Here is a 21318-nt window from a genome sequence, read left to right on the forward strand (position 1 = left end):
CAGATTTTTCGGTTTGATATAAAAAATCCCGTCTCGTTCTTAAAAACGAGACGGGATTTTTATTTATACAGATTTTTAAATCGTTAATCTAAAATCTAAGCTCTTAAATCTGAAATTTAGAACTGCTCTCTTCCTGCAAAGTGGAATGCCCCTTCGATAGCAGCATTTTCATCGCTATCAGAACCGTGAACTGCATTTTCTCCAATAGAAGTTGCGTATGCTTTACGGATAGTTCCTTCAGCAGCTTCAGCTGGGTTTGTAGCACCAATTAAAGTTCTGAAATCTTCAACCGCATTATCTTTTTCTAAAATAGCAGCAACGATAGGACCACGAGACATAAATTCTACCAATTCTCCGTAGAAAGGTCTTGCTGCGTGTACAGCGTAAAATGCTTGAGCATCTGCAACTGTTAATTGAGTTAATTTCAAAGAAACGATTTTGAAACCACCATTTGTAATCATTGCCAATATGTTTCCGATGTGTCCGTTTTGAACTGCATCAGGCTTAATCATTGTAAAAGTTCTATTAGTTGCCATTTTTCCTGTGTTTTAAAATTTTGTGCAAAAATATACTTTTTTTATCGAATGATTTTAGCAAATCGTTAATTTAATGGCGGAAATCTGTGATTACTGTGATTTTTGTGTTTTTTAAACTTTAAAATACATTTTCTTTTTGTAGAAATACGCCAAAAGTATTGTCCATAAACTTACATAAAGAAGTGCAAATACTAATGAAGCTGTCATCGGATTATTGAAAAAAGGTTGTACTCCGAATGCATACAAATAGTCTAAAAGATTGATTTGTTCTGTCGGTATTTTTGGGTTTGGAAATGAAATCATCACAAAAGCTTGCGGAATAATTTCGGATAGAAAGAAAACAATCATTGGATTCACTCCCCAAATCAGGAATAATTTGGTTCCTTTTTTATAATCGGCAATATCAATACAATAGTATAAAATGGTCAAGACCACTGTGGCTAATCCAGCAGTGTATAAAACGAAAGAACTAGTCCAAAGTGCTTTGTTTATTGGAAAAATAATATTCCAAAGTTGTCCCAATGTGATAAGAATGATTCCTATTATAGCCATTTTTTTGGCCTTTTCCAATTTTAATAATGGACTGTTAAGCAATTGGCCAATTAATAAACCAATAATTCCTGTTGCAATAGCTGGAATAGTGCTTAGTATTCCTTCGGGATCCCAAGTATTTGTAACTTCCCACATATGTCCTTTTAACAAAACGCTATCTACCCAAGCGGCTAAGTTGGTTCCTTTTTCAAGGTTTGTTATTTCGAATCCAGGCGCTGGAATGAGCGTCATAATTGCCCAATAACCCAGTAGAATTCCGATAGTTGTCAGTAATTGTGTTTTTTGATTCGTTTTTAGATACAAAAGTGAGGCAACGAAATAGACAATTCCGATGCGTTGCAATACTCCCGGAAGTCTTACTATTTTATAAGCTTCGATACCGCTATAGGCTAAGATTAAATAAATTACTAAAATTGAAACGGCCAAATAGGTTTTTAGTTTAGCATTGAAATTCCCCATCAACGCATATCCAACTGCAGCCGTTATGATTAGACGACCAATCACTAATGGAATACCTTCTAATCCGAAGAGTTGTATTTTTCCAAAAAAGTTAAAAAAGACGCCCAAGCAAAACATACGCAACGAACGCGTTAGAATTTTGTTGAATGTTGTACTGTCATAGTTTTTGGTTGGCATTGCAAAAGAAATAGCCACTCCCATAATGAAAATAAAGAACGGAAAAACCAAATCGGTAGGAGTACAGCCGTGCCATTCGGAGTGAAGTAAAGGAGGGTAAACGGTTGCCCAGCTTCCTGGATTGTTTACAATTGTCATTAATAAAATAGTCAATCCTCTAAATACATCAAGCGAAATAAGGCGGTCTTTGGTCATTTTTTTAAGTTTCTGAGATTCTAAGTCTCTAAGTTTCTAAGTTTTTTTCTGTTGTTATTCAAATCTAAGTTGCTTAGAATCTAAGCAACTCAGCAACTTTAAAAAGTTATTATATTGAAATTTTGCTCCAATGGTTTGAGTTGGCTCATTATTTGCGGAATCAAACGTTCTCCGTTTTCTAAATAAAATTCAGAAAAATTAGCTTGACGTTCCTGTAAACTTTGGTTAGGAAATAATTCGTTTTGCAAGTCAATGATGCGTTGTAGCTCATCATGAAATTTTCTTTTTTGTGCAATAAGTAATCTCTTCTCGAGAGTTTCCAATCCTTTGGTCTGTTTTGTTTCTTGTGCTTTTACAGCACCTAAGAAAGATTTATCAGTTTGATTGGCTAATTCTAAAAGTTTTTCGAATTGTTTTTTTAATGCTTCTTTTTGCTCTGTGAAATCAATCGGAAAATCAGATAGCTTTTGAGTAATACGATTGATTAAAGATGCTTGTTTCGAAAATAAATCAGACCAAGTCAAGTTTAATTTGTCGGCCTTTTTGTTCTGTTTTTCGGTTGCCAAAAGAACAGAGTTTCTCAATAACAATATTGGGAAAGTTACTTTAGCGGAAGCGAAAAATGATTTCAATTCGAACCAATACGCAATTTCACCGCCTCCACCTATGTAGCATAAATTGGGAAGAATAACTTCTTGGTACAAAGGACGCATGATGACATTCGGACTAAATTTTTCAGGATTACTTTCTAATAATTCCAAAATTTCAGATTCTGTAAATTCGATTTTGGTGTGATTGACCTTGTAAATTCCATTATCAAGAATAATTCGTTCTCGCAAATTATCTTCAATATAGAACAAATTGATTTCGCGCGGATTCACCTGAACGAAATAGTTTTTTAATTTTTCGATGGTTTCGGTTACCATCTTAAAAGATGTTTGATACAGTAATTCCTCTTTTATGTACGGTATAAAATTGCGTTTCAAATTCTGGTCATCTGCATCCAAAATAACTAAACCTAATGCTCCAAAAAGAGCATTGGCCAAATATCTCGTTGCATCGGCTAAGTTGTCATGCTTGACATAGGAATCTTCAAATAGTTTTTTGATTGTTTTGGCATTGGCGCTTGAACCTATTTCAAGTGCAAATATTTCAAGAAAATTGTCTAATCCTTCGGTGGATAATCTTCCGACAGGTCCAGTACTTTCCCTGTTCCAGTGAAATTTTTTTCCTTTGAAACTGAAATAATTAATTTCTTCAAAATCGTGATCTTCGGTTGCCATCCAATATACTGGAACAAAATTATAGTCAGGATATTTTGCTTTTAATTCGGTTGTCAAATTAATAGTCGAAATAATTTTATACAAAAAGTACAATGGTCCGGAAAATAAATTCAGTTGATGTCCTGTGGTAACTGTGAAAGTATTGGCACTGGCCAAAGCTTCAATATTTTGTTTCGTTAGATCCGATGTGGGAATATTTGAATATTGGTTTTTCAGAGCCGTAACTAAAACGGCTCTTTTTGTGTTGAAATTGTTGTTGCCGTTACCGTTGAAATTTTCTTTTTTTTCCTTTATTTGTTCTTCGAAATTTTCAAGATTTGGGAATCGATTGTAAAGCGACTGCGTTGGCTCTTTTTGGTTTAAATAATCATTCATCAAAGGAGAGAAATATCCAGAATTTTGGTAGCTGATACAGTCGGTTGGCATATTTAAGTTTATTTGATGCTAAATTACCAAAAAATATTGGAACAAAATCTTTGTTCCTTTCGAAAATTAAAATCAACTATTTAGTTTAATATTATAAAATTCATATGCAAGAAATAACCAAACCAGCCAAAGTAAATTCTTTGAAACACATACTTTTTGGCAGTTTAATAGGTACCACGATTGAGTTTTTTGATTTTTATATCTATGCCAATGCCGCCGTTTTAGTTTTCCCGCAATTGTTTTTTCCAAGCGCAGACCCTACGATGGCAACCTTACAATCGTTGGCAACTTTTTCAATAGCTTTTATATCCCGCCCATTGGGTTCTGCTTTTTTTGGGCATTATGGAGACAAAATTGGTCGTAAATTTACTTTGGTAGCTGCTTTACTGACTATGGGAATTTCTACTGTAACCATTGGTTTTTTGCCAAGTTATTCCAGTATTGGTATTGCTGCTCCTTTGTTATTGATGTTGTGTCGATTTGGTCAAGGAGTTGGCTTAGGAGGCGAGTGGGGGGGAGCTGTTTTATTAGCTATAGAAAATGCGCCGCCCAATAAACGTGCTTGGTATGGAATGTTTCCCCAACTAGGCGCCCCAATTGGTTTACTGCTTTCAGGAGGGACTTTCTTGTTGTTAACCGATTCTATGAGTAATCAAGAATTTATGGATTATGGTTGGCGAATTCCTTTTATTGCTAGTTCTCTTTTGGTTGTAGTTGGTTTTTATATCCGAACTAAAATTACTGAAACTCCTTCTTTCGAAAACTCAAAAAAAGAACAAAAAGAAGTTAAAATTCCTTTTCTTACTTTGGTTAAATCGTATAAAAATCAATTGCTTTTTGGAACATTGGCCTCTATTACTACTTTCTTGGTATTTTATTTAATGACCGTTTTTACATTGAGTTGGGCAACATCTGATTTGGGTTACGAAAAACGAGATTTTTTATTGATTCAATTGTTTTCGGTATTGTTTTTTGCTTTGTTTATTCCAATTTCTGCTGTAGTTGCTGATAAAATTGGGCGTCGAAAAATGTTGATTGTCGCTACAATTGCGATTGCTTTTTTTGGTTTTTTCTTTTCTCATTTTTTAAAGTCTGGCAGTACAGTAATGGTAACTTTCTTTTTATGTACAGGAATGGCTTTGATGGGATTTACGTATGGACCTTTGGGAACTTTTTTGTCAGAATTATTCCCTACCAACATTCGTTATTCTGGAGCTTCATTAACTTTTAATATGGCAGGAATTGTTGGAGCTGCTTTTGCGCCAATGATTGCCATTTGGCTGGCATCAACTTATAGTTTGACCTATGTTGGATTCTATCTTACTATTGCGGCTTGTATTTCGTTGTTTTCTTTATTGGCGATTAGTAAGACGGAACATAAATTTTAAATTAAATAGTTATACCGTTTATTAAAGAGTTGCAAATTCGTTTTGCAACTCTTTTTTTTGATTTATAGATTTCTATTTTGCTTTCGTATTACCATATTTTAACAAAAAAATCTGAAAGTTATTTGGTAGTTTGAAAAAGTATTTAGACATTTGCCTAAATATATAAATACTTTAAATCATGAATGACATATTTAAAGCATTGAATGATGCCACGAGAAGAGAAATATTGGAGCTTTTAAAAACAAAGAATTTGTCAGCCGGAGAAATAGCCGATCAGTTCAATATGTCAAAGCCGAGTATTTCCCATCATTTGGATATTTTGAAACGTGCCGATTTAATCACAGCCGAAAAATCGGGACAATTTATTTTCTATTCCATCAACACCACCATAATGGAAGATGTGTTGCAGTGGATTTTAACTTTTAAAAAATAAAATGATGAATGTAACTTTCAGAAAAGAACTTCCTATTATTGGAATTGTTTTAATGCCTTTTATTTATTTAGCTTTTATTTGGAATACATTACCAGAAAAAGTCCCAACACATTGGAATTACAAAGGTGAGGTCGATCATTGGGGAGATAAATTTTCCTTGATTGGATTACTTTTTATGTTGCCAGTTTTGGTGTATGTTTTACTGCTTGTTGTCCCAAAAATCGATCCTAAAAAAAGGATTTCCATAATGGGTGGTAAATATTATCAATTGAAGTTTTTCCTTGTTTTATGTATGTCCATGTTGGCTTTGTTTATCATTTTCATTACAAAGAATCAATCATTTTCGAGTCCTAATTTAATTTATATAATAATCGGAATTTTATTTTTGGTTCTGGGTAATTATTTCAAAGTGATTCAGCCCAATTATTTCATCGGGATACGCACTCCTTGGACTTTAGAGAATAATGAAGTTTGGAAAATGACTCATGTTTTTGCAGGTAAACTTTGGGTTATTGGTGGGTTGGTAATAGTATTGGGAGGTTTGATTTTTGAAAATAATTATTTCTCAATTGTATTTATTTCACTTGTTGTTGTATTGGCAATCGTCCCAATGGTGTATTCTTACATGAAGTTTAAGGAAATAGAAAAAAAAAGTGTATAACTCGAGTTTGATCATTAATTTGAAGCAGAAATATTTGGCATTTTTGCCAGTATCGTCCCGCTATCTGTTGCAATCTTTGTAGGCTGAACCCCAGCCCACAAAGGATTTTCACTGCTATCGGGGCTAGAGGAGAGAGATTTTGCCTTTTTGCCATCATCTAAAAAAAGAAAAATCGAACTAAGATTTCAAGGTATTTCACATCAATTTTAATTTAAAAATAGAATCAAATAAAATGAACAAAGCAGTATTTTTTTTAATGACAATTTTGTTGTCTTTTACAATGTTCGGGCAAGAAATTACGGGACAATGGAATGGTTTTTTAAAAGTTCCCGGAGGACAATTAGCACTTGTTTTTAATATAAGCAAAAGTGAAAATGGATACAGTGCTACGATGGATAGCCCAGACCAAGGAGCAAAAGGAATTCCCGTTACAACAACCAAGTTTGAGAATACTACTTTAAAATTAGAGATTCCAAGTGCCCGGATAGTTTTTGAGGGGGAGCTAAATCAGTATAATGTGATTGTTGGTACTTTTACTCAAAGCGGTCAATCTTTTCCGTTGAATTTGTCTAGAGAAATTTTAAAAAAAGAGACGGTAATAAGACCTCAAGAGCCACAAAATCCGTTTCCGTACTATACAGAAGATGTCACTTTCGAAAATAAAACAGATAAAAATGTTTTGGCAGGAACGTTAAGTTTACCTAGTAAAGACGGCAAATTTCCAGTTGTGATTTTGATAAGCGGAAGTGGTCCACAAAACAGAGATGAAGAAATATTAGGGCATAAACCGTTTTTGGTTTTAGCAGATTATTTGACAAAAAAAGGTATTGCGGTTCTACGATTTGATGACCGCGGTGTTGCAAAATCTACAGGAGAATATAAAACGGCAACTACTTTGGATTTTGCCAAAGATGTCCAAGCAGCAGTCGACTATTTGAAAACCAGAAAAGAAATAGATAAAAATAAAATAGGATTAATCGGCCACAGCGAGGGCGGAATAATTGCTCCTATTGTTGCACAGAACTCGAAGGATGTAAAATTCATTATATTATTGGCTGGACCTGGACTTCGAGGAGATCAATTAATGCTTTTGCAAAAAGAAATGATTGAACGTCAAAAGGGAATTTCAGAAAATGAAATTAAAAAAGGGCAGGAAATCTTTAAAGGAGCTTATGATATTATTGTAGCTTCTTCAGCAAATGATATAAATCTAAAAAGCAAGGCATTCAGTTATCTAAAATCAAAATTAGGTGATACTGCCAATGATACCCAGATTAGTGCACTTTCCTCTCAAATTACTAGCCCTTGGCTGGTTAGTTTTTTAAAATTAGATCCTGCAATAGCTTTAGAAAAAGTGAAATGCCCAGTTCTTGCACTCAATGGAGAAAAAGATTTACAAGTACTTCCCGATATTAACCTGGAAGCTATCAAAGTGGCACTAGCCAAAGGAGGAAATAAAAACGTAACCACTAAGAAGTTGTCCAATCTAAATCATCTCTTTCAGGAATGTAAAACGGGTTCTCCTGATGAGTACGCAGCGATTGAGCAAACATTCTCTCCAATTGCATTAGAGGAAATATCCAAATGGATTTTGGTTCAAGTAAAGTGAAACTGAATTTATATTACACGTGAAAAGCCCTTTTATTGGGCTTTTTTTGTTTTACTCGATTTAGAACTTCAAAGTCGTTAAATATCCCTTATTTTTGCACGAAAACAATCTCACTTTTGAAAACTAAACTTTTCCTCATCACGCCCCCGTTTACTCAACTGAATACGCCTTATCCAGCGACGGCTTATATCAAAGGGTTTCTGAATACCAAAAATATAGAATCGATTCAGGCGGATTTGGGGATTGAAGTGATTTTGAAATTGTTTTCGAAGGAAGGGTTAGGAAACTTGTTTCAAGTTCAAAGTTTCAAGTTTCAGGTTTCTGACCAAAATATTTCAGATAATTCCAAGAGAATTTTTGCTTTACAAGACGAATATATTAAAACGATTGATTCTGTTATTGCGTTTTTGCAGGGAAAGAATCCAACGTTGGCGCTCCAAATATGTCAAGAGGATTTTTTGCCGGAGGCTTCCCGATTTGCACAATTGGAGGAACTTGATTGGGCTTTCGGAACGATGGGGACGCAGGACAAAGCTAAGCATTTGGCGACTTTGTATCTCGAGGATATTTCGGATTTTATAGTGGAATGTGTAGATGAAAATTTTGGGTTCAGCCGTTATGCGGAAAGACTGGGACGAAGTGCCAATTCTTTTGATGAATTGTACGGAGCTTTGCAACAAGAACCTACTTATATTGACGAGATTTTGCTTTCGATTTTAAAAGAGAGAATAGAAACGATTCAGCCAACTTTATTCTTGATTTCGGTTCCGTTTCCCGGAAATTTATATTCTGCTTTTCGCTCTGCTCAATGGGTGAAAAAACACTATCCGAATATCAAAATTTCGATGGGTGGCGGTTTCCCAAATACCGAATTACGTTCGCTTTCGGATGCTCGGGTTTTTGAGTTTTTTGATTATATCACTTTGGATGATGGTGAAACGCCAATTGAAGAATTAATCGCCAGTATTGAAAATCCACATCACAATTCCTATAAAAGAACATTTCTTCTTGAAGATGGAAAAGTAGTTTACAAAAATAATTCCACTAAACCAGATTACAAACAATCCCAAGTGGGAACGCCGGATTATTCGGATTTGCTTTTGGATAAATACATTTCGGTTATCGAAATCGTAAATCCAATGCATCGCTTGTGGAGTGACGGACGCTGGAATAAACTCACGATGGCTCACGGATGTTACTGGGGGAAATGTACGTTTTGCGATATTTCTCTAGATTATATCAAGGTATACGAACCCGTTGCGGCGAGTTTGTTGTGCGACCGAATGGAAGAAATGATTGCCCAAACGGGAGAAAACGGTTTCCATTATGTCGATGAAGCCGCGCCACCAGCGTTAATGAGGGCTTTGGCACTTGAAATTCTTCGTCGAAAATTGGCAGTGACTTGGTGGACAAACATTCGATTCGAAAAAAGTTTTACGCAAGATTTGTGTTTGTTGCTCAAAGCTTCGGGATGTATTGCTGTCTCAGGTGGACTAGAAGTAGCTTCGGACAGATTATTGAAACTGATTGACAAAGGCGTAACGGTAGAGCAAGTGGCGAAAGTTACTCGGAATTTTACCGAAGCGGGTATTATGGTACACGCCTATTTGATGTACGGTTACCCAACACAAACAATTCAGGAAACGGTGGACAGTCTCGAAATGGTGCGCCAATTGTTTGAAGCGGGTGTGTTGCAATCAGGGTTTTGGCATCAATTTGCGATGACGGCACACAGTCCGGTGGGTATGTTTCCAGAGCAATTTGGAGCCGTAAAGGAAACGGAAGCCATTGGAACATTTGCCAATAATGATATTAATTTTGTTGATTCAACAGGAATCGATCACGATAAATTTAGTTTTGGACTTAAGAAATCGCTGTTCAATTTTATGCACGGAATCTGTTTTGACTATGAGTTGCAAGATTGGTTTGATTTCAAAATTCCGAAGACAAAAATTGGTGCTGATTTTATTTTTGACGCGCTACAGGAAGAAACTAATTTTAATACCAAACCTACTGCTAAAATAGTTTGGCTAGGTGGAAAACCAACTGTAGAACATTTTACTAAATCCAAAAAAGGGAATTCTTGGGAAATGATGACTTTGACTTTTCACGACAAAAAGGAAAGCTTCACTATTCAGACCAATAAAACAGAAGGAGAATGGCTTGTTGAAATGCTTCAGAAAATGTCAGTTTCGAATAGTAAAACTTATTCTTTTCAGGAAGTAAAAACTGATTTTGAACAGCAGCTAGAAGATTTTGAGTTGTTCTGGTATTCAAAACCTGTGAATACGTTGAGGGAATTCGGGTTGTTGGTGTTGTAGCATACTTTGAATTGGCCACAGATTATACGGATGAAACTGATTAGCACGGATTCTTTTATTTTTAAAGTAAAGTCCATTTTACCACTTAATTTTCTTTTTCAATTGGTTTGCGTGAGGGATAGAAATCAATGTCATTAAGTTAAGGAAAAAAATAAAAAAACAGCACGCAGATTTGGCAGATTCGGCAGATTTTTTTACTCATTTTTCTGCGGAAATCTGCGAAATCTGCGTGAAAATAAAAATAGCAATTCCTTAAACTTAATGACATTGGGATAGAAATAAGCTGCCGAAGTAGCATGGATAGCCCGACTCCAGTAGAGAATGGGCCGTATATGCGCAAAGTAAAGTAGGCCCATTTTCTACTGGAGGCACGCCCTAGTAATACCACTTCGGACGATTTTGTCTAGAATTTGTTTTTTTGTTTACGAAAACGTTTTCTTTTCATACTTTTACTCCCCTAAAAAGACCAAGAATGAGTGATAATTACAAAGTAACTGTAAACGATGCTTTCCATTTTGATTTTGAAAAGGAAAGTATTTCTCAACTGGATGCAATACCTACGGGAGTAAATGAATTTCATATACTGCATCAAAATTTACCTTATAAAACGGAAATCACCACTTCGGATTTCAATCAAAAAAGCTATACGGTTAAGGTAAACAATACAAATTATACTGTCGCCATTTCAAATCCACTGGATATTTTGATTAAGGAAATGGGGTTTGAAGTTGGGTTGACCAAACAAGTTAACGCAATCAAAGCGCCTATGCCGGGATTAATTTTGGAAATTAGCGTTGTTGTCGGGCAAACCGTGAAAGAGAATGATAATCTAATCATTTTGGGCGCTATGAAAATGGAGAACAGTTTTCTTTCGCCTCGTGATGGTGTGATCAAATCCATTTCGGTGAGTACGGGAGATGCAGTAGACAAAGGGCAGTTGTTAATTGAGTTTGAATAAGGAGGACAAGTAAGAATCAAGAAGAAAGAGACAAGAATCAAGAGCAATAAAGAATGTTAGAATTCTTTTATCTTGACTCTAGCAGCGAAGCGATCTTTCCTCTTTTATTTATTTTAAAATATGAAGAAAATATTAGTTGCCAATAGAGGGGAAATTGCCATTAGGGTGATGAAAACCGCACAGAAAATGGGTATTAAAACCGTGGCAGTATATTCTACTGTCGATAGAAATGCACCGCACGTAAAATTTGCCGATGAGGCTGTTTGGATTGGAGAAGCGCCTTCTAGCCAATCGTATTTATTGGGAAGTAAAATTATTGAAGTAGCTAAATCTTTGAACGTAGATGCGATTCATCCAGGATATGGATTCCTGAGTGAAAATGCAGATTTTGCTCTGGAATGTGAAGAAAATGGTATTGTATTTATTGGTCCAAAATCACATGCCATAAAAATTATGGGAAGTAAACTAGCGGCCAAAGATGCCGTAAAAGCATACAATATTCCGATGGTTCCCGGTATTGACGAAGCGATTACCGATATCGAAAAAGCAAAGCAAGCTGCAACAACAATTGGTTTTCCTATCTTGATTAAGGCTTCGGCTGGTGGTGGAGGAAAAGGAATGCGTGTGGTAGAAAGCGAAGCCGATTTTGAGTCTCAAATGAATCGCGCCATAAGTGAAGCGGTTGCTGCATTTGGTGATGGTTCGGTTTTTATAGAAAAATATGTGGCCTCTCCAAGACATATAGAAATACAGGTGATGGCGGACAGTCACGGTAATATTTTGTATTTGTTTGAAAGAGAATGTAGCATTCAGCGTCGTCACCAAAAAGTGGTTGAAGAAGCGCCTTCGGCAGTTTTAACGCCAGAATTGCGTAAGAAAATGGGTGAAGCAGCTGTCTTAGTTGCTAAATCCTGTGACTATCTTGGAGCGGGAACAGTTGAGTTTTTATTGGATGAAAACAATAATTTCTACTTCCTTGAAATGAATACACGTTTGCAGGTAGAACACCCGGTTACGGAATTGATTACCGGTACTGATTTGGTTGAATTGCAAATCAGAGTGGCAAGGGGAGAAGAGTTGACAATCAAACAAAAAGATTTGAAAATAAAGGGACACGCATTGGAATTACGTGTTTATGCTGAAGACCCGCTGAATGATTTCTTGCCGAGTGTTGGTCATTTGGATGTCTATCAATTGCCAGTTGGCGAAGGAGTTCGTGTAGATAACGGTTTTGAACAAGGGATGGATATTCCGATTTATTATGATCCGATGTTGGCCAAATTAATCACTTACGGACAAACTCGTGAAGAAGCAATTCAGTTGATGATCAAAGCTATTGAAAGTTATCAGGTGGAAGGAGTTCATACGACCTTGCCTTTCGGGAAGTTTGTTTTTGAGCATGAAGCCTTTCGTTCTGGAAAATTTGACACACATTTTGTTAAGCAATATTACAATGCCGATGTGTTGAAGAACCAAATGGCTCAGGAAGCTGAAATTGCTGCTTTGGTAGCATTGAAACAGTATTTTGAAGATCAAAAAATAGTGCGATTACCGAATTAAAAATATTTGAACCATTAAGGAATTAAGTTTCATTAAGAAAGACAAAACTTAATTTTCTTAATTTCTCAATGGTTTAAAATTAAGTTGACTTTCGCCAAAAAGGGAAAAATATTTGAACTATTAAGGATTTAAGTTTTATTAAGAAAGACAAAGCTTAATTTTCTTAATATCTTAATGGTTTAAAAAAATAATTTGGCTTTAGCCAAAAAAGAAAAGGATTACTAAAAAACTTAGCGGTTAAAAAAGTATGCAAGACAAAATAAAAACACTAAATGATAAAATTGCCGAAGCTCATTTGGGTGGAGGAATAAAACGTATTGCGAAACAGCATTCGAACAAAAAACTGACTGCAAGGGAACGTATCAATTATTTGATGGATGAAGGTTCTTTTGAAGAAATCGGGATGTTGGTGACGCACCGAACCACCGATTTTGGAATGGAAAACGAAATGTATTATGGTGATGGAGTCATCACAGGATATGGAACCATCAACGGAAGATTGGTTTATATTTTCGCACAGGATTTCACGGTTTTTGGAGGTTCGCTTTCTGAAACGCACGCAGAGAAAATCTGTAAAATTATGGATATGGCTGTCAAAATGGGTGCGCCTATGATTGGACTGAACGATTCGGGGGGAGCGCGTATCCAGGAAGGCGTTCGTTCGTTGGGTGGTTATGCCGATATTTTTTTCAGAAATGTACAAGCGAGTGGTGTGATACCTCAAATTTCAGCAATTATGGGACCCTGCGCCGGTGGAGCAGTATATTCTCCTGCTATGACCGATTTTACGATGATGGTTGAAGACACCAGTTATATGTTTGTTACGGGACCGAATGTGGTAAAAACAGTAACCAACGAATCCGTTACTTCGGAGGAATTGGGAGGGGCGAGTACACATTCTACCAAGTCGGGTGTGGCACATTGCACATCGACAAATGATGTGGTTTGTCTAGAAGACCTGAAACGATTGTTGAGTTATTTACCTCAAAACAACAAAGAAACAGCACGCAACTTACCTTATGAGCTAAAAGATGAAGTGCGTCTGCAATTAGCAGATATTATTCCGGATAATCCGAATAAACCTTACGATATGCATAGCGTGATTGGAGGGATTATTGACGAAGATTCGTTTTTTGAAATCCATAAAAACTATGCAGAAAATATCCTTGTGGGTTTTGCCCGACTCGGAGGCCGAAGCATAGGAATTGTGGCGAACCAACCGATGTTTTTGGCGGGTTGTTTGGATGTGAACAGTTCAATAAAAGCGGCGCGTTTTACTCGTTTTTGTGATGCGTTTAATATTCCGTTATTAGTATTGGTGGATGTACCGGGCTTTTTGCCGGGAACCGATCAAGAATGGAATGGAATCATTGTTCACGGTGCAAAACTGCTTTACGCTTTAAGCGAAGCTACGGTGCCAAGAGTAACCGTAATCACCCGTAAAGCTTATGGTGGTGCTTATGATGTAATGAATTCTAAACATATTGGCGCCGATATGAATTTTGCCTGGCCTACTGCAGAAATTGCCGTAATGGGAGCTAAAGGAGCTTCGGAAATTATCTTTAAAAAAGAAATCCACGATGCTGAAGACCACGAAGCCAAACTTCTCGAAAAAGAAGCTGAGTACGCCGAGTTGTTTGCCAATCCGTACACAGCAGCTCAACGTGGTTTTGTGGATGAGGTAATCCTACCACAAGATACGAGACGCAAATTGATAAAAGCGTTTAGTATGCTAGAGAATAAAGTGAGTGTAACTCCTGATAGAAAACACGGGAATATTCCTTTGTAGTTGTTTATAAGAATTGGAAAGCCACCCGATGAGGGTGGTTTTTTTGTTTGTAATAAGAGCTATGTAAATTTTTGATTATAGTTTGAAAAAATAGTATCTAATCCTGAATCGCAATCGTTTTATATTTGCTATCTATACTATTGTGAAAAGCCCCAAAAGATTATGAATTATATAAATAAATGCCTTTTATTTTTACTGATTTCCATTTCGTGTGTTTCGGTTGCCCAAAAAAAGGCAGATGCCAAATCACTTTTTGAGTATCAAGGAAGAATTGAAAAAATGCAAGACGACAAAGTTGTTCTCATAGGTTCTGCTTCTTCAGTGTCATTCGATTTTAAAGGGAATTCCTGTTCCGTTTCTTTGCAAAGTGTTGAAAATCATCAAAACTATGTTTCTCTTGAACTTGACGGTAAATATATCGGTAGAATTCGAATTGAAAAAGGAGATGTAAAATCCTTTCCGATAGTAGCCACCAATAACAAAAAAACACATCATCTATCGATTTATAAAGCAACAGAAGCTGCCAATGGAGGCGTTTTATTTGCAGGAACTTCAGCGAAGTTAGTTGAAAATACTGCGCCTAAAAACAGAAAGAAGATAGAACTCATAGGTGATTCGATAACTTGTGGTTATGGAAACGATGCGTCCACGATTCCTTGTGGCAGTGGAGATTGGTATGATCAGCACAATGGGTATTGGGCTTACGGACCTATACTTTCCAGAGCGTTGAATATCGATTTTGTGTTGAGTTCCGTTTCGGGTTATGGAATGTATCGCAATTGGAATGACGAACATCTGGATGAGCCTATTATTCCCGATGTTTACGAAAATTTATATCTGAATAGAGACAGTTCAAAGCCTTATGATTTTGCTTTTCAACCCGATTTGGTGAGTATTTGTTTGGGGACCAATGACCTTTCAGATGGTGATGGTAAAAAAACGAGATTGCCGTTTAATGAAGATAAATACGTTACGAATTATATTGCTTTCATTAAAACAGTTTACAAACACGCACCCAATACCAGAATAGTTTTGTTGAACAGTCCGATGGTTTCAGGAGAAAGAAATGTGACTTTGGTAAAATGCCTGAAAAAAGTGATTCATAATTTTGAAAGTGATAAAGCTCATAAGCCAATTGAATTGTTCGAATTCCAGCCAATGAGTCCAAAAGGTTGTGGCTATCATCCCGATATTGCAGATGATAAAGTGATGGCTGAACAATTAATTCCTTTCTTTAAAAAGTTACTCAATGAAAAATAGTATAATTGTTTTTGTTCTTTTCCTGATACTTTCGAATGCCGCTTTCGCAAATGTTACGCTGCCGAATGTGTTTTCGGATAATATGGTTTTACAACGAAATGCCGAAGTTACCATTTGGGGCTGGGCAAATCCGCAGGAAGAAGTGGTGATTACGCCAAGTTGGAATAATGAAACGTACAAAATCAAAGCCAGTAATCAGGCCAAATGGGAAATTGCGATTCCAACACCAAAAGAAGGAGGGCCATATACCATTACGATAAAAGGATATAATGAAATTGTCTTGAAAAACATTCTGATTGGTGAGGTTTGGATTTGTTCCGGGCAATCTAATATGGAAATGAATGCCAGTTGGGGAATTGAAAACGGTGATGAAGCAGTCAAAAATGCAACAAACCCGAATATTCGATTGTTTTTAGTCCCAAAATTAACTGCAACGTCTCCCCAAAATAATCTTTCAGGAAACTGGACAGAATGCACACCCGAAACGATGAAATATTTTAGCGCGGTTGGTTATTTTTTCGGGAAACGTTTGCAAGAAGAATTGAAAAATGTGCCTATCGGTTTGATTTCGTCCAATTGGGGTGGAACACCGGCTGAGATTTGGATGCCAGAAGAAGTGATTCAGAACGATCCTGTTTTATTGGAAGCAGCCAAAACCCGAAAAGAAGAAAGCTATGGTCCAAACCAGCCAGCTCGTGCTTTTAATGCGATGATCTTTCCTTTGACTAAATTCAAAATTGCCGGCTCATTATGGTACCAAGGAGAAAGTAATGTGGGTTCGACGATTTATGACAAAACCCTTTCGGCACTCATCACTTCGTGGAGAAAATTATGGGGCTATGATTTCCCGTTTTATTTTGTTCAGATCGCGCCCTATAAATATGGGGAAGACCATTTTGGAGGTGCCATTATTCGTGATGCACAACGAAAAGTGTTGCAGGAAGTTCCAAACACGGGAATGGTGATGACCAGTGATATTTCGCCTGTTGAAGAAATCCACCCAAAAGATAAAAAATCGGTTGGAATTCGTTTGGCAAATTTGGCTTTGGCGAATACTTATAAAACCAATACGGCATTGGTAAACGGGCCACTTTATAAAGGAATTATCATTGAGAAAAATAAAGTGACAGTGACTTTCGATTATGCTGAGGGATTGTATTTTAAAGACAAGAAAGCTTATCTGTTTGAAGTTGCAGGAGCTGACAATATGTTTTATAAAGCGACAGCTGTCATCAAAAACAATGCAATAGTGTTACAATCGGATAAGGTGAAAGCACCTGTAAAAGTACGTTACGCATGGAAGAATACAGATCAGTCGACTCTTTTCAATAAAGCTAATTTACCGGCTTCGTCTTTTATCTCGAAATAATAAAATAGAGATGATTTTAACCCGTTGGGTGAAATTAAAATGAATTAAAAAAATTGAACCACATAGAGGCATAGATTTATAATTAGTGCCAAAGAATAGCTAGAAAATAGTACTATTTTTTCTCATAGATTGCTATGTGAAAAGTAAAACGTCTATCAAACTCTTTAAATTATTACTATTTTCTATGTTTCTATGTTGTTAAAACAATTTCACCGAACGGGTAGATGATTTTATTTTTCGTTTAAAGATAAAAAGTTGTCGTTTACTCTGAATTGCGTGAGGGATAGTAGGCGGTATCCTCGCAGCGTAGCGGAGAGATAAAGCCGTATAGCCCGACTCTTGTCCTGATTTTTCTTCAGGACAAGAGGCACGCCCAAAAAGAAATTACAAATTATGAAAAAGAATACATTAATTATTGCAGGGATTTTTGCCCTGATTAGCACAGGAAATATGATTGCACAAAAATTACCACATTTGGATGAAACAAAACCAATTGAAGGACGCATTGATTTGTTGATGAAACAAATGACACTGGAAGAGAAAGTCGGGCAAATGAATCAATACAATGGGTTTTGGGAAGTAACCGGCCCAGCGCCAAAAGGTGGTAATGCCGAATTAAAATACAAACATTTGCGTGACGGTTGGGTAGGTTCGATGCTGTCGGTTCGCGGGGTGAAAGAGGTAAGAGCGGTTCAGAAAATTGCCATTGAGGAAACTAGATTGGGAATTCCGTTGATTATTGGTTTTGACGTGATTCACGGTTACAAAACGTTGAGTCCAATTCCGCTAGCAGAAGCGGCGAGCTGGGATATGGAAGCGATTAAAAAATCGGCTCAGATTGCTGCAGATGAGGCTTCGGCATCTGGAATCAACTGGACTTTTGGACCGAATGTTGATATTTCGCAGGATGCGCGTTGGGGACGTGTGATGGAAGGTGCGGGCGAAGATCCTTATTTGGGAAGTAAAATTGCAAAGGCAAGAATCACCGGTTTTCAAGGTGATACGAGAGCCGATTTGCAAAAAGTAAATACGATTGCGGCTTGCGCCAAACATTTTGCAGCATACGGTTTTGCCGAATCTGGAAGGGATTATAATACGGTGGATATTAGTAATTCAAAATTGTACAACACAGTTTTGCCCCCGTTTAAAGCGGCTACTGATGCCGGTGCTCGTACCTTGATGAATTCGTTCAATATTTTGAATGGAGTTCCTGCAACCGGAAATGCCTTTTTACAAAGAGATATTCTAAAAGGGAAATGGAAATTTGATGGTTTTGTGGTTTCGGACTGGGCTTCGGTTCGGGAAATGATTGCTCACGGTTTTGCCAAAGATGGTGCAGATGCAACTGCCAAAGCGGTCATAGCAGGTTCGGATATGGATATGGAATCGCATTTGTATGTTGAGGAATTAGTAAAATTGGTTAAAGACGGTAAAGTAAAGGAAGCTTTGGTTGACGATGCTGTTCGCAGAATTTTGCGTGTAAAATTTGAATTGGGATTATTTGACGATCCTTACAAATATTGTGACGAGAAAAGAGAAAAAGCAACTATAGGTAATAGAGCCAACAACGACGGAGTTTTGGATATGGCGAAAAAATCTATTGTGTTGTTGAAGAATGATAAAAATTTGCTTCCGTTAAAAAAATCAGGACAGAAAATTGCTTTGATCGGGGCTTTGGCAAATGACAAAAACAGCCCATTGGGAAGTTGGAGAATTGCATCGGATGACAATACTGCAGTTTCAGTTCTGGAAGGAATGCAACAGTACAAAGACAATCAATTGACCTTTGAAAAAGGAGCCGATTTGACTATTGGTAAAACGGCGTTTGTGGATGAATTGGTTTTTAACACTACAGACAAAAGCGGATTTGATGCTGCCAAAAAAGTAGCTTCAAATGCTGATGTTGTTGTGATGGTTTTGGGAGAACACGGTTTTCAGTCGGGAGAAGGACGCAGTAGAACAAATCTTGATTTGCCAGGAGTTCAACAAGAATTATTGGAGGAAATCTACAAAGTGAATCCAAATATTGTTTTGGTTTTAAACAACGGAAGACCACTGGCTTTGCCTTGGGCAGCAGAACATATTCCTGCTATTGTTGAGGCTTGGCATTTGGGAACGCAAACTGGTAATGCTGTGGCGCAAGTGTTGTATGGAGATTACAATCCAAGTGGGAAATTGCCAATGTCTTTTCCTAGAAATGTTGGTCAAGTGCCTATTTACTATAATAACTATAATACGGGAAGACCTGTAAATAGTGATAAAAATGTATTCTGGTCGCATTTTAGCGATGTAGAAAAAACGCCTTTGTATCCTTTCGGATTTGGGTTGAGCTACACTACTTTCGATTATAAAAATTTGAAACTAAATAAAACCGCTTTCGCAAAAGGGGAGCCGGTTGTGGTTTCGGTGGATATTACCAATTCGGGTAATTATGATGGTAAAGAAGTGGCACAATTGTATATTCAGGATGTCGCCGCAAGTTTGGCCAGACCTGTAAAAGAATTAAAAGGTTTTGAAATGGTAGCCCTGAAAAAGGGTGAAACCAAAACCGTAACGTTTACTTTGACTGACAAGGAATTAGGTTTCTTTGATAATGAAGGCAATTATTTGGTTGAGTCAGGAGCTTTCAAAATTTGGGTGGGAGGAAGCTCGGATACAGGTTTGGAAAGCGGTTTTGAACTGAAATAATTAATAAATTTCAAGAATCATTAGTTCATTATTCAGAATGAAAGATTCAATAGTTATCTTTTTATCTATTAATGTTTGGGCAAGTTGTTTAGTATTTTGATTGAAAGTTTTTAAGATTATTACTTTTGGAGGAACACCGTTCAAAAGTAATAGTTTTTCAAAATCTTCATCGTGTGTGAGTATGGTGAAATTGTGTTTTTTTGCAAATTTCCAAATCTCATTATCCTTTGCAGGTTGTTCAATATTTATGTCTTTGGAATGTAAACAATTTGGGAATGCATTTTCAATGATTTTTATAATTCTCCAAGAAATATTGGCATCAAGAAGTAGTTTCATTAAGCTGCAATTATTTTGGTGATATTTTCCCTATTAGCCGCAAAAGCTAAAGCAGCAAGAATGTCTTCTTTTTTTAGTTCTGGAAAGTCCAAAAGAATTTCTTCCATAGACATACCTTGAGAAAGCCAAGATAAAATGTCAGATACACAAATTCTAGTACCAGTTATTGTGGGTTTGCCAAATCGAATATTGGAGTCTATTGAAATTGAATTTTGCCAATTATTATTCATATTTTTATCGTTTGATACAAATTTACAAAAAAAGTACATAGGTATTTTTAAAATAAATTAAGAGTTAAATTGTACTAATAGTATAAAAAAATAAAAAATGAAATACAACAGATGTGGAAAAAGCGGCTTGTTATTGCCTCAAATTTCTTTGGGATTATGGCACAACTTCGGTTCAGTAGATAGTTTTGAAAATGCGGAAAGTATTGCCAAAGCAGCTTTTGATAAGGGAATAACTCATTTCGATTTAGCCAACAATTACGGTCCTGTTCCGGGTTCGGCGGAGACTAATTTTGGTGCTATTCTTAAAAATAATTTTAAAGGTAACCTTAGGGATGAAATCGTAATCACGACCAAGGCGGGCTACACGATGTGGGATGGACCTTATGGTGATTGGGGTTCCCGCAAGTATTTGCTATCAAGTTTAGATCAAAGTTTGAAACGAATGAATTTGGAGTATGTAGATATTTTCTACTCACACCGTTTTGATCCCGAAACGCCTTTGGAAGAAACAATGATGGCTTTGGATTATGCCGTTCGTAGCGGAAAAGCCTTGTATGCCGGAATATCCAATTACAATCCAGAGCAAACGAGAGAAGCTACCGAAATCTTAAAACGATTGGGAACACCTTGTTTGATTCACCAAGTAAAATATTCAATGTTTGTAAGAACTCCCGAGGAAGGATTGCTTGATGTTCTTGAAGAAAAAGGGTTGGGCTGTATTGCTTTTTCACCTTTGGCACAAGGACTTTTAACCGATAAATACTTAAAAGGAATTCCAGAAAATTCTCGTGCTCACAATCCAAACGGACATTTAAAAGAAGATGAGGTTTCGGAGGATAGAATCCAGAAAATTATTAAACTGAATGATATTGCAAAACAAAGAAATCAGTCTTTGGCACAAATGGCTTTGGCTTGGTTACTAAAAGACAACAGAGTTACTTCTGTTTTGATTGGCGCCAGTTCTGTGGGACAATTAAATAATAATATAGATTCGTTGCAGAATCTGGATTTCTCGGAAGAAGAATTGGTTGCGATAGAAACTATTTTAAAATAAATTGTTTTGGATCATGTACAGATAGGCACTGCAG

General features: G+C 36.6%; 17 protein-coding genes. 12 read left to right on the top strand and 5 right to left on the bottom strand.

Annotation, left to right across the window (positions count from 1 at the left end):
* Positions 1-116: 116 nt before the first annotated feature.
* The 3 genes from C8C85_RS13640 to bshC all read right to left on the bottom strand — a co-directional run bounded on the left by C8C85_RS13640 (position 117) and on the right by bshC (position 3628).
* Complete coding sequence (locus tag C8C85_RS13640; protein WP_035625955.1) at positions 117-536, bottom strand: nucleoside-diphosphate kinase; 420 nt, start codon at positions 534-536, stop codon at positions 117-119.
* 111 nt (positions 537-647) lie between these two features.
* The gene (locus C8C85_RS13645) at positions 648-1919 is read right to left on the bottom strand and encodes an acyltransferase family protein (RefSeq protein ID WP_116797547.1); all 1272 of its coding nucleotides are present in this window, start codon (positions 1917-1919) and stop codon (positions 648-650) included.
* 98 nt (positions 1920-2017) lie between these two features.
* The gene (gene bshC, locus C8C85_RS13650; protein WP_116797548.1) at positions 2018-3628 is read right to left on the bottom strand and encodes a bacillithiol biosynthesis cysteine-adding enzyme BshC; all 1611 of its coding nucleotides are present in this window, start codon (positions 3626-3628) and stop codon (positions 2018-2020) included.
* Between the two features lie 104 nt (positions 3629-3732).
* Between bshC and C8C85_RS13655 the strand changes: the two genes are divergently transcribed.
* The 11 genes from C8C85_RS13655 to bglX all read left to right on the top strand — a co-directional run bounded on the left by C8C85_RS13655 (position 3733) and on the right by bglX (position 19664).
* Positions 3733-5016: an MFS transporter gene (locus C8C85_RS13655; protein WP_116797549.1), complete on the top strand. Its 1284-nt coding sequence runs from the start codon at positions 3733-3735 to the stop codon at positions 5014-5016.
* Between the two features lie 178 nt (positions 5017-5194).
* Positions 5195-5449, top strand: coding sequence for an autorepressor SdpR family transcription factor (locus C8C85_RS13660; protein WP_116797550.1), 255 nt, complete (start codon positions 5195-5197; stop codon positions 5447-5449).
* A gap of 4 nt (positions 5450-5453) precedes the next feature.
* Complete coding sequence (locus tag C8C85_RS13665; protein ID WP_116798489.1) at positions 5454-6110, top strand: SdpI family protein; 657 nt, start codon at positions 5454-5456, stop codon at positions 6108-6110.
* Positions 6111-6342: 232 nt separating this feature from the next.
* Complete coding sequence (locus C8C85_RS13675; RefSeq protein WP_116797552.1) at positions 6343-7719, top strand: alpha/beta hydrolase family protein; 1377 nt, start codon at positions 6343-6345, stop codon at positions 7717-7719.
* A 116-nt stretch (positions 7720-7835) separates the two neighbouring features.
* Positions 7836-10040 carry a B12-binding domain-containing radical SAM protein gene (locus C8C85_RS13680; protein ID WP_116797553.1) on the top strand — a complete coding sequence of 735 codons (2205 nt, stop codon included), beginning with the start codon at positions 7836-7838 and terminating at the stop codon, positions 10038-10040.
* Positions 10041-10512: 472 nt separating this feature from the next.
* Positions 10513-10998, top strand: coding sequence for an acetyl-CoA carboxylase biotin carboxyl carrier protein subunit (locus C8C85_RS13685; protein ID WP_116797554.1), 486 nt, complete (start codon positions 10513-10515; stop codon positions 10996-10998).
* 120 nt (positions 10999-11118) lie between these two features.
* Positions 11119-12558 carry an acetyl-CoA carboxylase biotin carboxylase subunit gene (gene accC / locus C8C85_RS13690; RefSeq protein ID WP_116797555.1) on the top strand — a complete coding sequence of 480 codons (1440 nt, stop codon included), beginning with the start codon at positions 11119-11121 and terminating at the stop codon, positions 12556-12558.
* 247 nt (positions 12559-12805) lie between these two features.
* Positions 12806-14347 carry an acyl-CoA carboxylase subunit beta gene (locus C8C85_RS13695; RefSeq protein ID WP_116797556.1) on the top strand — a complete coding sequence of 514 codons (1542 nt, stop codon included), beginning with the start codon at positions 12806-12808 and terminating at the stop codon, positions 14345-14347.
* Positions 14348-14509: 162 nt separating this feature from the next.
* Entirely contained in the window at positions 14510-15607 is a 1098-nt protein-coding gene (locus C8C85_RS13700; RefSeq protein WP_116797557.1) for an SGNH/GDSL hydrolase family protein, read from the top strand.
* Positions 15597-16976: a sialate O-acetylesterase gene (locus C8C85_RS13705; protein WP_116797558.1), complete on the top strand. Its 1380-nt coding sequence runs from the start codon at positions 15597-15599 to the stop codon at positions 16974-16976. Before C8C85_RS13700 ends, C8C85_RS13705 begins: the two co-directional genes overlap by 11 nt.
* 393 nt (positions 16977-17369) lie before the next feature.
* On the top strand, positions 17370-19664 hold the full coding sequence (gene bglX / locus C8C85_RS13710; protein WP_116797559.1) for a beta-glucosidase BglX: 2295 nt from the start codon (positions 17370-17372) through the stop codon (positions 19662-19664).
* On the opposite strand, the gene C8C85_RS13715 is transcribed toward bglX, so the two are convergent.
* Complete coding sequence (locus C8C85_RS13715) at positions 19665-20000, bottom strand: DUF5615 family PIN-like protein (RefSeq protein ID WP_116797560.1); 336 nt, start codon at positions 19998-20000, stop codon at positions 19665-19667.
* Complete coding sequence (locus tag C8C85_RS13720) at positions 20000-20230, bottom strand: DUF433 domain-containing protein (protein ID WP_116797561.1); 231 nt, start codon at positions 20228-20230, stop codon at positions 20000-20002. The genes C8C85_RS13715 and C8C85_RS13720 overlap by 1 nt, the downstream gene beginning before the upstream one ends.
* A 97-nt stretch (positions 20231-20327) precedes the next feature.
* Here C8C85_RS13720 and C8C85_RS13725 point away from each other — a divergent pair, with 97 nt between their 5' ends.
* The gene (locus C8C85_RS13725) at positions 20328-21284 is read left to right on the top strand and encodes an aldo/keto reductase (RefSeq protein WP_116797562.1); all 957 of its coding nucleotides are present in this window, start codon (positions 20328-20330) and stop codon (positions 21282-21284) included.
* Positions 21285-21318: the final 34 nt, after the last annotated feature.

The sequence above is a fragment of the Flavobacterium sp. 103 genome (genome assembly GCF_003096795.1).
Classification (GTDB): domain Bacteria; phylum Bacteroidota; class Bacteroidia; order Flavobacteriales; family Flavobacteriaceae; genus Flavobacterium.